Annotated in this window: 14 protein-coding genes and 1 tRNA gene; 9 read left to right on the top strand and 6 right to left on the bottom strand. The window is 61.8% G+C overall.

All coding sequences use genetic code 11. The features are described 5' to 3' along the window. Positions 1-26: 26 nt before the first annotated feature. Both MESS4_RS17800 and MESS4_RS17795 read left to right on the top strand, forming a co-directional pair. Positions 27-425, top strand: a complete 399-nt coding sequence (locus MESS4_RS17800; protein ID WP_006333585.1) for a hypothetical protein — start codon at positions 27-29, stop codon at positions 423-425. Positions 426-452: 27 nt separating this feature from the next. Continuing rightward, positions 453-809, top strand: a complete 357-nt coding sequence (locus tag MESS4_RS17795; protein ID WP_006333584.1) for a VOC family protein — start codon at positions 453-455, stop codon at positions 807-809. A 216-nt stretch (positions 810-1,025) separates the two neighbouring features. Here MESS4_RS17795 and MESS4_RS17790 read toward each other — a convergent pair whose 3' ends face one another. The 5 genes from MESS4_RS17790 to MESS4_RS33990 form a co-directional block, all read right to left on the bottom strand. Next, positions 1,026-1,232, bottom strand: a complete 207-nt coding sequence (locus tag MESS4_RS17790) for a hypothetical protein (RefSeq protein WP_036241535.1) — start codon at positions 1,230-1,232, stop codon at positions 1,026-1,028. 474 nt (positions 1,233-1,706) lie between these two features. Continuing rightward, positions 1,707-1,919 carry a hypothetical protein gene (locus MESS4_RS17785; protein ID WP_006333582.1) on the bottom strand — a complete coding sequence of 71 codons (213 nt, stop codon included), beginning with the start codon at positions 1,917-1,919 and terminating at the stop codon, positions 1,707-1,709. Positions 1,920-2,183: 264 nt separating this feature from the next. Further along, positions 2,184-2,642 carry a hypothetical protein gene (locus MESS4_RS17780; protein WP_006333581.1) on the bottom strand — a complete coding sequence of 153 codons (459 nt, stop codon included), beginning with the start codon at positions 2,640-2,642 and terminating at the stop codon, positions 2,184-2,186. A gap of 442 nt (positions 2,643-3,084) precedes the next feature. Further along, positions 3,085-3,174: transfer RNA gene (locus MESS4_RS17775), tRNA-Ser, on the bottom strand. A 350-nt stretch (positions 3,175-3,524) separates the two neighbouring features. After that, a complete protein-coding gene (locus MESS4_RS33990; RefSeq protein WP_198292770.1) occupies positions 3,525-3,917 on the bottom strand; it encodes a hypothetical protein in 393 nt (130 codons plus the stop codon). Between MESS4_RS33990 and MESS4_RS17770 the strand changes: the two genes are divergently transcribed. The 7 genes from MESS4_RS17770 to MESS4_RS17740 all read left to right on the top strand — a co-directional run bounded on the left by MESS4_RS17770 (position 3,799) and on the right by MESS4_RS17740 (position 11,493). Next, complete coding sequence (locus MESS4_RS17770; RefSeq protein ID WP_006333576.1) at positions 3,799-5,037, top strand: septal ring lytic transglycosylase RlpA family protein; 1,239 nt, start codon at positions 3,799-3,801, stop codon at positions 5,035-5,037. The two genes, MESS4_RS33990 and MESS4_RS17770, sit on opposite strands and share 119 nt — an antisense overlap. A 112-nt stretch (positions 5,038-5,149) precedes the next feature. Next, positions 5,150-6,331: a D-alanyl-D-alanine carboxypeptidase family protein gene (locus MESS4_RS17765; protein ID WP_198292767.1), complete on the top strand. Its 1,182-nt coding sequence runs from the start codon at positions 5,150-5,152 to the stop codon at positions 6,329-6,331. 110 nt (positions 6,332-6,441) lie between these two features. After that, complete coding sequence (gene tmk, locus MESS4_RS17760; RefSeq protein ID WP_006333571.1) at positions 6,442-7,116, top strand: dTMP kinase; 675 nt, start codon at positions 6,442-6,444, stop codon at positions 7,114-7,116. Beyond that, positions 7,113-8,168 (top strand): DNA polymerase III subunit delta', encoded by a 1,056-nt coding sequence (locus tag MESS4_RS17755; protein ID WP_006333568.1) that lies wholly within the window; start codon positions 7,113-7,115, stop codon positions 8,166-8,168. The genes tmk and MESS4_RS17755 overlap by 4 nt, the downstream gene beginning before the upstream one ends. A 54-nt stretch (positions 8,169-8,222) precedes the next feature. Next, the gene (metG, locus tag MESS4_RS17750) at positions 8,223-9,863 is read left to right on the top strand and encodes a methionine--tRNA ligase (RefSeq protein WP_081609773.1); all 1,641 of its coding nucleotides are present in this window, start codon (positions 8,223-8,225) and stop codon (positions 9,861-9,863) included. Beyond that, on the top strand, positions 9,863-10,678 hold the full coding sequence (locus MESS4_RS17745) for a TatD family hydrolase (protein WP_006333564.1): 816 nt from the start codon (positions 9,863-9,865) through the stop codon (positions 10,676-10,678). The genes metG and MESS4_RS17745 overlap by 1 nt, the downstream gene beginning before the upstream one ends. Continuing rightward, positions 10,675-11,493, top strand: a complete 819-nt coding sequence (locus tag MESS4_RS17740; RefSeq protein WP_006333560.1) for an MBL fold metallo-hydrolase — start codon at positions 10,675-10,677, stop codon at positions 11,491-11,493. Before MESS4_RS17745 ends, MESS4_RS17740 begins: the two co-directional genes overlap by 4 nt. Positions 11,494-11,506: 13 nt before the next feature. On the opposite strand, the gene MESS4_RS17735 is transcribed toward MESS4_RS17740, so the two are convergent. Next, positions 11,507-12,268: a GNAT family N-acetyltransferase gene (locus tag MESS4_RS17735; RefSeq protein ID WP_006333558.1), complete on the bottom strand. Its 762-nt coding sequence runs from the start codon at positions 12,266-12,268 to the stop codon at positions 11,507-11,509. Between the last annotated feature and the right edge of the window lie 133 nt (positions 12,269-12,401).

The raw sequence follows: 12,401 nt of genomic DNA, 5'->3' as shown, positions 1-12,401 counted from the left end.
TCTGCCTTCATTCGAAGGAGGCAGATATGACCATCTACAAATCCCGCATCATCCCCGTGTCCATCGACCGGGACTGGCGCGAAGTCTACGACTTCGCCTCCATCCCGGAGAACTTCCAGCGTTGGGCGGCAGGTCTCGGCAGGCGCTTCGAGCAATCGGGCGAGGAGTGGACAGCGGAGGACCCGGACGGCCGGCTCATCCGCATCCGTTTCTCCCGGCCCAACGAATTCGGTGTCCTCGATCACATCGTCTTTATCGAGGAAAAGGAAACCCGCAATGCGGTGCGCGTGGTTCCCAACGGGACCGGCGCGGAAGTCATGTTCACGCTTCTGAAAGCGCCTGAAATGAAGGACGAGACATTCGCCGCCGACGCCGCCGCGGTGGGGCGCGACCTCCACGCCCTGAAAGCATTGCTCGAACGCTGAGTTTCAAAGCCGCGAAAGGAGAAGATCATGGCCAAATCCTGCAACGACAAGCGCATCGACTATGTCGAGTTTTCCGTCGCCGACATCGCGCGCTCGCGCGACTTCTACGGCAAGGCCTTCGACTGGTCCTTCAAGGACTATGGACCGGGCTATTGCGAGTTCAACGATGGCCGCCTGACCGGTGGCTTCGCTCTCGGTGGCCAAAGCAGGGCGACCGGCGGTCCGCTGGTGATCCTCTATGCCGACAGGCTTGACGAGATCCAGCGCCGCGTCGAGGAGGCCGGCGGCAAGATCGTCAAGCCGGCCTACTCCTTCCCGGGCGGCCGCCGCTTCCATTTCTCCGATCCGGACGGATACGAGCTGGCGGTGTGGTCCCATAGATGAGGAAGTGGAAAGGGGCGCCGAGCCAGATCCGACGCCCCTTTGCTCCGGCACCTCCGATCGCGCGATCAATCATATTCGGTTAGGCACGTGGGCCGACAGTCGCAACGCCACAGACGCGCTGGAAAAAATCAAGGACAAGCTAAAGTAGCGCTCAGCGGGAAGCAACGCGTTGTCGAGGTGCTGTTGGTCGCTGCCCCTATGCCGGCAATTAGTCAATCAAAACGCGGCCCGGGCGGCCAGTTGCTTGTGCTTTTCGAAGATCGCCAGCTTGTGCGGATAAGTGATCCGCACCTTGGCGTTGCACCCGTCGCATCTGATGTGGGCGATCGTTCTCAGCGCGGAGCCCTTCCTTACGGTCGGATGCGAGCAGTCCGGACAACCGAATGTGAGCGCGATATCGGACAAGTTTTCGGCCAAACCCATTTTCCATCTCCTTCGCAGCGCTTGTCGACACCATTCAAAGCCTTCGTGTGTGAAACTGATATGAAGGCGCTCACACAATGACCGAAGAATAGCGCTGACTTGCAATCGGCGAGCCCAACTCTGGCGAGTCTCAACGAGCAATTCAGATGCCAATTCGATCGTGCCAAAACGGGACGAGGAATGCCGAGAACGACGAGAACCAGCGCAGCATCGAGGAGGCCGGCTGTAAGATTACCAAGCCGGCTTACCTTTCCGGAACTCCGACCCGGTCGGATACGAGCCGGCGGTGTGGTCGGAGACTAAAAAATATCGAAAGAGGCGCCGGGCAGTGCCCGGCACCTCTTTCGAAGGGTTTGGGCGGGCTATCGGGACTTATGAAGCTCTTGGGTCTAAGCCAAAGAGTCTCGGCCCACGTCAAACGCCCCGCCACCTGGGTGGGGGCGGTCAGTCAGGGCTTGCTTCGTGTTGAAGCGCCTATTCCGCCTCTTTCGCGTCTTCCTTTTTGAGGATCGGCGTGTCGGCGGTAGTCGCGGTGTCGGCGGTTGTCGGCGTATTGCTGTTCGCGATGCTTGCCACTTTGGTTTGCTGATCGACGGAAGCCGTCGTTTTGGTGTGGCCAACACATTCCGCTGCGGCGCCGGACACCGAAAGGCCTAGAGCGGCGGCGACTAAGATAGTGGTCTTCATCCTATGGCTCCTAGCTTTGTGAGAGTGCACTACAGACTAGCGGCATATTCCCAGTTCGAGAAATCAACTTTTTCGTGCCGCTCACGACGAAGCATGCGGGCCTTTGAGGAGATCCAGCGCGGTGTCGAGGAGGCCGGCGGTAGGATCGCCAAGCCGGCTTACTTCTATTGCAGTTCATGCCGCTTGGATGCCCGCGCTGCCCAGAGCAGCGATCGGTCAAATCTACCAGGGGTCAAAAAAGAAAAATGCCGCCATCAAGACGCATTACGGGATAATCCTGTGATAGCCATCGCCGTCATTGCGCCACGTCTCGGTCCCTGCGGCGTCCGTAACGTCAGCCCACTGGCCGCGCCGGAACTCAACCTTCACCTCTCCGCCCTTTATGCGAACGGCAGAGAGTGCAGTGCCTTCAGACAATGGGAGCATGGCATACGAGACCGCACCTCCGTCAGAGATGCAGTTCATGCCTTGCTTTTCGACGATCGTCCCGACAGTAAAGCCGGTGCTGGGATATCGCAGATTGCGAAGAGTGCTCCACTTAACTTGTACCGTTTTGCCGGTGGCAGCGGCAATACATCGGTACTCAGTTGTCTCGTAGATCACCGTACCTGCGGCTTGGCGGTTGAGAAGGGTGTTCACGCCGGTCCACGCCAACGCAGCTAGCCACAGGAAAACAAAAATCACAGTGGCACGATAATCGGTCTGGGCGGTCAGCGCAGGCACCCGTCTTTTCCGCTAGTTGATGCAGTTGTGCATCCTGCCAGGAGTACACCCAATATCAAAAGCCCGATGGCCAATGTGCTTCCGGTGGCTGATCGCCGATTGTCTTCCGGATTGTGACGCATGCCTGCCCCCCTGAAACCAAATTAGGCTAAATGGGATGTCGGCGCGAAACAAGGAACGCACCTAGTCCGCGTCGCGGAAATCCTGTAGCGGGGCGGTGGCGCAGGTCACCCGCGCAGATGCTTTACGGCAGCGACAAGGCCCGGCTTGACCGTCCGGGGGTATCGAACATCACGTCTATCCAGTCAGGTAGAGTGGCCATACCATGGCCCCGAATATCGGACGCGGCATATGAGGACTCCGCTGCATTAGGAAATATGCTTAGGACTAAACCTTACAAGTCGCAAAATTCGTTTTAAATCAATTCCTTACAACGCCTAAATGGCGGAGGGAGTGGGATTCGAACCCACGGTGGGCTTGCACCCACGCCGGTTTTCAAGACCGGTGCCTTAAACCGCTCGGCCATCCCTCCGTCGTGATTTTTCAATCACTTGAGTGCGCGTCCTGATCTGTCCTGGTGTTTGTTCGGCACTGCCGCGCCCAGAGACCATTCGCGCGTCATTGCTCTAGTGCGCCCAGCAAAGCCCTGTCAACCGGCCGCGGCCTTTCTGCCAACGGCAAAGTATGGCCGGCCGATTGACAATATGGCGCAAGACTGGCCAACTTGCGGGGCGTTTTCAACTTTCGGGGGAATCCATGAAGAAGACCTACGCGAAGCCGGTTTTGACAAAGCGCGAGAAGCTGTCACATGTGACGGCGCAATTGGCTCCGTCGCAGGAGTCGAAGGCGGAGTGACCGACGCCTGGCATCCGAGATCGGTTTTCAGCTTTTTTCGCACCGACAACGGACAGCGCGCTGTGCTGTGACCAGCGTGGCGCGGGTGCTCGAAAAGCTGTGACTTTTCATGCCGATCGCCTTGCCGGCCCGTGCCATAATCTTGCCCGGTTCCGACCACAATCGGTTAATACGCTGATAAAGAATTCCTGCGCACAAGGGGAATGGAATCAGGGCGTCGCTGGCTTTGTCGAGCGGGTGCTTTGGCTCCTGGGGTTCAGGTCGTAGTGCGCCTGTCGAGACTGTAGGGGACATCAGAAAAATGCAGCCTGTGGCGCGCCCACATTTCCGTCGCGCTTCCGCTTTCGTGTTGTTGGCTTTGTCGGCTGCCTTGCTGGCGGCGTGTGCTACGCCGCCGGAGCCGAAGGCGATGGTCAACAAGAAACCCCGCTCCAAGGAATATTTCTCCGAAGCCGAGTATGGCGTGAAGGCCAGCCCGCGCGTCACCTTCAAGATGTCGGGCTTGCGGCGTGGCGGCGGACGCGACCAGCTCGGCAAGCCCTATCAGGTACGCGGCAAGTGGTACTATCCCAGGGAAGACAGGGGCTATGCCAAGGTGGGTCTCGCCTCCTGGTACGGCGAAGCCTTCCACGGCCGGCTGACCGCCAATGGCGAAGTCTACGACATGACGCATCTGACTGGTGCGCATCCGACCATGCCGCTGCCGAGCTATGCACGCGTCACCAACATGAAGACCGGCAGTTCGGTCATCGTGCGAGTCAACGATCGCGGTCCCTATCATGACGGACGCATCATCGACGTGTCGAAGCGGGCCGCCGAAATGCTCGACTATGCCAATATCGGTACCGCCAAGGTGAAGGTGGAATATGTCGGACGAGCGCCGCTCGACGGCAATGACGACCAGTATCTGATGGCGTCCTACCAACCCGGCAACAAGGCGCCGGATCCGTCCGACGGCCTGCCCACCGGCGTCATGATCGCCATGAATGGACCGTCGCCGAGCCTGCCGGCAGGCGCCGCGGCCGCGCCGTTTCCTGGTCAACTGACGAATTCGGGACCCCAGCCTGTCGTGTCGGCGCAGGCGCCGGCCCTCGTCGATGTGACGCTGCCCGAGTTCGGGCCGATCGTGCCGGAGCGCCCGGAGATCAATCCGCCGCCGCAATCGCCATTCACCGTGGCGTCGCTGTCTTATGCGGATGAACGCGTGGAGCGCGCATCCAACGCTTTTGCCGCGCTGGATGGCGACGGCATGTCGCCCGCCGAAATCCTCCAGTCATGGAAGCGTGCCAATCTGGAAGCGCCGTCGGCCGGTTCGCCAACGGAGTATGTCGCGGCGGGTTCGTTCGAGGATGCCGCCGTGGCGAAGCGCGTGGCGGCAGCGCTTTCCGGCTTCGGCAAGACCGAAATCCAGCGCTCCGAACTCGAGGGCAAGGACTGGTATTCCGTCAATCTCTACCCTGACGGGCATGGCAGCCTGGACGAGATGCTGCAAGCGGCGTGGTCGCATGGTGCGCCTGACGCGCTCGCCGTGCGGAACTGACCGGCAAGGCCAGAAGTTTTTTTGCCGGTTTTCCGTGGTGCGGTTGTTCCGCCAGGAAAAAGCCTGATAGCCTGTAGAGCCTGCCCTGAAATGCTGACGGGTCGAACCTCTGATGAAATTTCGCTGCGCTTGGCCTTTTGCCGGGCTCCCTTTTGCTGGGCTTTTGGGTCTTGGCCTGCTGCTGGTTTCGCTGGCGCCGGCGGCGGCGCAGCTTTTCGAGACCAAGGCCGCGCAGGCGTTCATGATCGATGCCGGAACCGGCACGGTGCTGTTTGCCAAGGATGCCGACAGGCCATTCCCACCGGCTTCGCTGGCCAAGCTGATGACGATGGAAATGGTGTTCAACGCCATCAAGTCGGGGCGCATGACGCTCGACGATACATTCGTGGTCAGCGAACACGCCTGGCGCACGGGCGGCGCGCCGTCTGGAACCTCGACCATGTTCGCCAAGCTCAAATCGGCGATCCGGCTGGAGGACCTCATCCAGGGCGTGACGGTCCAGGCAGCCAATGACGGCTGCATCGTCATCGCCGAAGGCGTCGCCGGATCGGAGGCGAATTTCGCGGCGCGGATGACCGAACGCGCCAGACAGATCGGCCTCACCAAATCGACATTCGTCAATTCGACCGGCCTGCCGGCCGACGGTCAGCAAACGACGGTTCGCGAGCTTGCGCTGCTGGCGCTGCATATCTGGCGCGATTACCCGGATCTCTATCGCTACTATGGCCAGAAGGACTTCACCTGGAACAAGATCATCCAAAGGAACCGCAATCCGCTGCTGGCGATGGATATCGGCGCCGATGGCCTGGCGGTCGGCGCCAGCGAGACCGCCGGTTTCGGCATTGTCGGCTCGGTCAGCCGCGACGGCACGCGGTTGATCGCGGCGATGAGCGGTCTGGCCAGCGACCGCGAGCGCGCCGAGGAGGCGCGAAAGCTGCTCGACTGGGGCGTTCGCTCCTTCCAGAAGACCGAGATTTTCGCTGGAGATGAAGCGGTCGGCGAGGCCCAGGTTTTCGGCGGCGCGAAATCCGGCGTGGCGCTGAAGGCAAAGGGCCCGGTGACGATCTTCCTGCCCATCGCCAACCGCGACAAGGTGACCGCCAGAATCGTCTATGACGGACCGGTTGCAGCACCCGTGGAGGAGGGGCAGCCGGTGGGCGCGCTGCGCGTCTGGATCGGCGACACGCTGAGCCAGGAGACGCCGCTTTTCGCGGCCGAGTCGGTCGGTGTGGGCTCGTTGCCGCAGCGCGCGTTCGATGCCGCCAGGGAACTGGCCGTCGGCTGGTTGCGTTAGCGCATGTCATCCAAGGTGCGCGGCGAAACGCATAAAGACCAGGGCGTCGCGGTGGACCTTTTTCCCGGCCGGGACTATTACCGTCCCAGGCACGGACAGAGGCGTTACGATTGGCGCGCGGATTTTTCATCACCTTCGAAGGCGGCGAAGGAGCAGGCAAGTCGACGCAGATCGAGCGGCTGGCCAGGAAGATGCGCGCCAAGAAGTACGATGTCCTAGTCACGCGCGAGCCGGGCGGCTCGCCGGGCGCGGAAGCGGTCAGGCATGTCCTGCTTTCAGGCGCCGCCGAACCGTTCGGCCCCAAGATGGAGGCAATGCTTTTTGCAGCCGCGCGTTCCGATCATGTCGAGCAGGTCATCCGGCCGGCGGTCGAGCGCGGTTCGATCGTGCTTTGCGACCGCTTCATGGATTCCTCGCGCGTCTACCAGGGCGTCACCGGCGGCCTCGATCCGGCGTTCATGGACGCGCTGGAAGAGGTTGCCATCAACGGCATGGTGCCCGACATGACCCTGATCTTCGATATCGACCCGACCGAGGGCCTGCGTCGCGCCACGGCACGGCGGGGCAGCGATGCCGATGCCGACCGTTTCGAAAAGGAGACGCTTGATATCCACCAGCGCCGCCGGGATGCCTTTCTGGCGATCGCGGCCGGCGAGCCAGAGCGCTGTATCGTCATCGACGCGTCCGCCAACCCCGACATGGTGGAGAACGTCGTCACCGCCACGGTATTCGCGGCCCTGGAGGCATTGACGCCAGAAAATCGGAAGCAGGCGTCGCCGGCATGATCTTCGAACGCATCGCCCCTGAGCAGCACGACACGCTGGATGGCGTACCGGAGCCGTCCGAGACCCCGCGTCTGGTCGGACATGGCCAGGCGGCGAACATGCTCGCGTCGGCCTATCGCTCGGGGAAGTTGCCGCATGCGCTGATCTTTGCCGGCCCGGTCGGCATCGGCAAGGCGACGCTTGCCTTCCATCTGGCGCATCATCTTTTGAAGCATCCGGCCTTCGGGCAGGCGCCGGATACACTTGCGGTTCCCGATCCGGCGTCATCGCTGTTTCGCCAGATCGCCACCGGCGCGCATCCTTCGGTGCTGCATCTGACACGCCCGCCGAACGACAAGACCAAGAGCTTCAAGACGGTCGTCACCGTCGACGAGATCCGCAAGGTCAGCCGCTTCCTCTCCTTGACCTCGCATGACGGCAGCTACCGCGTGGTGATCGTCGATCCGGCCGACGACATGAATATCAACGCCGCCAATGCCTTGTTGAAGAACCTTGAAGAACCACCGGCGCGGACATTGTTCATCCTCATCGTCCATGCGCCGGGCAGCCTGCTGCCGACGATCCGGTCGCGCTGCCAGATGGTGCGGCTGACGCCGCTCGATGCCGAAAGCCTGATGACGGTTCTGGACGGGGTCGAGCCGCCGCCGCCCGACAATCCCGCGGCGCGCGCGGCGCTGGCCGAGCGGGCAGGGGGCAGCGCGCGCACCGCAATCCTGTTGACGCAATATGGCGGGTTGGAAATCGCCGAGACGCTCGACGCGCTGGTGACGGCGAGAAAGAGCGATGTCGCCGGCGCCTATCGGCTCGCGGAGGCGGTTGCCGGACGCGACCAGGCGATCCAGTTCGACATCTTCAATCGTCGTGCGCTTGACCTGCTGTCGACCGGCGCAAGCCAAGCCGCGCTGGCGGGCGACCTGGCGCGGGCGAAAACCCTGTCGGATACTTGGCACGAGGCGCTGAACGCTATATCTGAGACCGATACCTACAATCTCGACAAGAAGCAGCACGCCTTGACCATGATCGACCGCCTGAATTCTGCAATGCGAATGTGACGGTTTTCTTGATGCATGCCGTTGCCCCAAAAACCGGGGCCACTTTTGGGCGGCATGCATTGGCCTCGGGATGGCAATCGCCGTTTCGATGCGATATCTCACCGCGACATCTTTCATTCAGACATTCCTGACGGCTCATCCATGGCACGCGAAAAATACTACCTCACGACACCGATTTTCTATCCGAACGGCAAGCCGCATATCGGTCATGCCTACAATGTCATCGCCAGCGACACGCTGGCCCGCTTCCAGCGGCTCGACGGCAAGGACGTCTTCTTCGTCTCGGGAACCGACGAGCACGGCTTGAAGATGCAGCAGACGGCGGACGCCGAAGGCCTGACGCCGAAAGCGCTTGCCGATCGCAACTCGGCGATTTTCCGCTCGATGCTCGAAGCGACCGGCTGCTCGAACGACGTTTTCATCCGCACCACCGAGGAGCGCCACTACAAGGCCTGCCAGGCGATCTGGACGCGCATGGCGGAAAATGGCGACATCTATCTCGACCGCTACAGCGGCTGGTATTCGGTGCGGCAGGAAGCTTATTTCGACGAGGCCGAAACCAAGGTCGGCGACGACGGCATTCGCCGCGAGCCGCTCGGCTCGCCCGTCGAGTGGACCGAGGAGGAAAGCTATTTCTTCCGCCTTTCCGCCTATCAGGACAGGCTGCTGGCGCTTTACGAGAACAGCCCCGAATTCGTCGGGCCGGCGGAGCGGCGCAACGAAATCATCAGCTTCGTCAAATCCGGACTGAAGGACCTGTCGATCTCGCGCACCACGTTCAAATGGGGCGTGCCGGTGCCGGGCGACGACAAGCATGTGATGTATGTCTGGGTCGACGCACTGACCAACTACATCACCGCCGCCGGTTACCCCGACACCAACGACAAGAAATGGGGCTGGTGGCCGGCAAACGTCCATGTCATCGGCAAGGACATCATCCGCTTCCACGCCGTCTACTGGCCGGCCTTCCTGCTGTCGGCCGGGATCGAACTGCCGAAGCGTGTGTTCGCGCATGGCTTTCTGTTCAACCGCGGCGAGAAAATGTCGAAGTCAGTCGGCAACGTCGTCGACCCATTCGCGATGATCGAGCATTACGGCCTCGACCAGGTGCGCTATTTCTTCATGCGCGAAGTGCCGTTCGGCCAGGACGGCAGCTACAGCCATGAGGCGATCGTCAACCGCACCAATGCCGATCTCGCCAACGACCTCGGCAATCTGGCGCAGCGCTCCTTGTCGATGATCGCCAAGAACTGCGATGGCGTGGTGCCGAAGCGCGGCGAATTGAGCGAAGCCGACAAGGCGATCCTCGATCAGGCCAGTGCCGCCCTTGTCACGGCGCGCCGGACGATGGCGGAGCAGGGCATCCATCTGGCGCTGGCGGCGATCTTCGGGGTGGTGGCTGAAGCCAACCGCTATTTCGCGGGCCAGGAGCCGTGGGCGCTGAAGAAGACCGATCCGGCGCGCATGGAAACGGTGCTGTGGACGACGGCAGAGGTGCTCCGGCGGGTGGGGATATTGTGTCAGCCGTTCATTCCAGGCTCGGCCGCCAAGCTGCTCGACCTGCTGGCGGTGCCGGCGGACAGCCGCGATTTCGCGCATGTCGCGGAAGATCATGCACTGGTGCCCGGCACGGCAATGCCGGCGCCGCAGCCGGTGTTTCCACGCTATGTCGAGCAGCCGGACGCGAACGCCTGATGCTAGTCGACAGTCACTGCCATCTCGACTTTCCGGACTTTGCAGAGGAGCGGGCAGCCATCGTCGCCCGCGCCTTGGCCGCTGGAATCGGGCGCATGGTGACGATCTCGACGCGCGTGAAGCGATTTAGCCAAGTGCTTGAGATTGCCGAGTCTTTCGACGAGGTCTATTGCTCGGTCGGTACCCATCCGCACAATGCGGCCGAAGAGCTTGATGTGACCGCTGCCGAGCTTGTGCGCCTGTCCGCGCATCCCAAGGTGGTGGCGATCGGCGAGGCCGGGCTCGATTACTTCTACGATCACGCGCCGCGCGACGCGCAGGCACAGGGGTTTCGCACCCATATCGCCGCCGCGCGCCAGACCGGCCTGCCGCTGGTCATCCATTCGCGCGACGCCGACGACGACATGGCAGCGATCCTTGAGGAAGAAACAGGGAAGGGCGCCTTCCCCTTCATCCTGCACTGTTTTTCCTCGGGGCGCAGGTTGGCGGAAGTGGGTGTGGCGCTTGGCGGCTATGTGTCCTTTTCCGGCATTCTGACCTTCAAGAATTCGGCCGAGCTGCGCGCTATCGCCGCCGAAGTGCCAGATGAGCGCCTGCTGGTCGAAACCGACGCGCCATATCTGGCGCCGGTGCCATTTCGCGGCAAGCGCAACGAGCCGGCCTATGTCGCACACACGGCCAAGGTTCTGGCCGAAACGATCGGCGTCGGCGAGGCCGAGATCGCTGATATCACGACGGACAATTTCTTTCGGCTGTTCAGAAAAATGCCACGCCCCGACACGCAAGGCCCGGACACGCAGGCACTGGGCGCATGAGCGACCGGTTGCGTCTTACCATTCTCGGCTGCGGCTCGTCGCCGGGCACGCCGCGCATCACCGGCGACTGGGGCAATTGCGACCCCGCCAATCCGAGGAACCGGCGCATGCGCACCGCCGCACTCGTCGAGCGGATCGCGGCGAATGGCGACCGAACCACCGTCGTCATCGACACTGGGCCGGATTTCCGCGAGCAGATGCTGCTGGCATCGGTCAGGCGCATCGATGCCGTCGTCTACACGCATCCGCATGCCGACCATATCCACGGCATCGACGATTTGCGTGGCTTCGTGCTCGAACAGCGCCAGCTGATCGATATCCATGCCGACCAAACCACCATGCTGCGCATGCGGCAGGCGTTCGGCTATTGTTTCGAAACGCCGCAAGGCAGTTCCTATCCGCCCATCGTCAACGCCCATATCATCGACCACGCCAGGCCGGTAGTGATCGAAGGAGAGGGGGGTGCCCTCACCCTCGGGCCGCTGCCGCAGTTCCATGGCGACATCATCTCGCTTGGTTTTCGCATCGGCGGGCTCGCCTACTGTCCCGATATCAGCGACTTCCCGGACGCCACCGCCAAGAGGCTGCATGGTCTCGAGATGCTAATCATCGACGCGCTGCAATATACGCGACATCCAAGTCACCTGTCGCTTGACCAGGCGCTCGGCTGGATCGAAAAACTGGCTCCGAAAAATGCCGTGCTGACCCACATGCATGTGCCGCTCGACTACGCCACGGTGATGGCCGAGACGCCGGCCAACGTCGAACCGGCTTATGATGGCATGGCGATCGAAATTCCTTATGAGTCAGTGTGATACGGATAGCGCTTCATAAGGGCATTCGGCGCTTTGGCCAGAATATCAGCAGCGTTCCAATCCGCTTATAGCCCATCCGGGGATAAAGCAGCGCCCCGGCATGCGTCGCGGCCAGCACCGAGCACCGCGACCCATGGGCCCGGTCGTCACGCAGCATTTTCGACATAAGCGCCTGGCCGACGCCGCGACGCCGGTGCGAGGGCTCGACATACATGTCCGCGCACCACGTGGCGCCGACAGCATCCACGCTGCGCACGCGTCCAACGATATCGTCGCCATCGACCGCCACATATTGGCGGAACGGCGCGCCGTCGCCGAGCAGATCCTCCGCGATCGGCCGCCTGCGCATGATCTTTCCCAACTGCGCCGCCCGTTCGACTGTCTGCACGCGTTCGATCGAAACAACCGCCGGCGGCTTTGGAATCTGGCTCAGTGGCTGGACGAAAAATCCTTCCGTCCGAAGCAGCCGGTAGCCGAGAGCCTTGTATGCGGTTCGCACCGGCCTATCCGGTTCGTCGTTCGCTATCACGACGGAAATGGCGTGGCTTGGCCGCGCATGCTGTCGCACGATCGCATCGGCCTCCTGAGCGGCAACGTCATGGACGACCCATTCCTCGCTGCGGCAGTCGCGAGGATTCTTGCGCACGGCATCGCGCATCAGCCACAATGGCCCGACGCGGCTGGCGTCGTAAGGAAAGGTTTGGCTCTTGCCGGCGCTGTACCCATGCACGAACACCTCGATCGCCGCTTCGATCTCACGCTTTGCTGTCGTCATCCGGGCAGCCTAACGTTGCCCATCGGCTCAAGGCAACACCCATCAATTGCGCCAAGCCTATGAAAATCGCCAGTAATTTCCAGCCGCCGGGCCCATGCATAAGTTCCATAATCTATCTTATGCGACTAATTCA

The organism is Mesorhizobium sp. STM 4661 (assembly GCF_000359125.1).
GTDB lineage: Bacteria > Pseudomonadota > Alphaproteobacteria > Rhizobiales > Rhizobiaceae > Mesorhizobium.
Note: the sequence above shows the minus strand (reverse complement) of the source record. Positions and strands in the feature narration are given on the sequence as shown.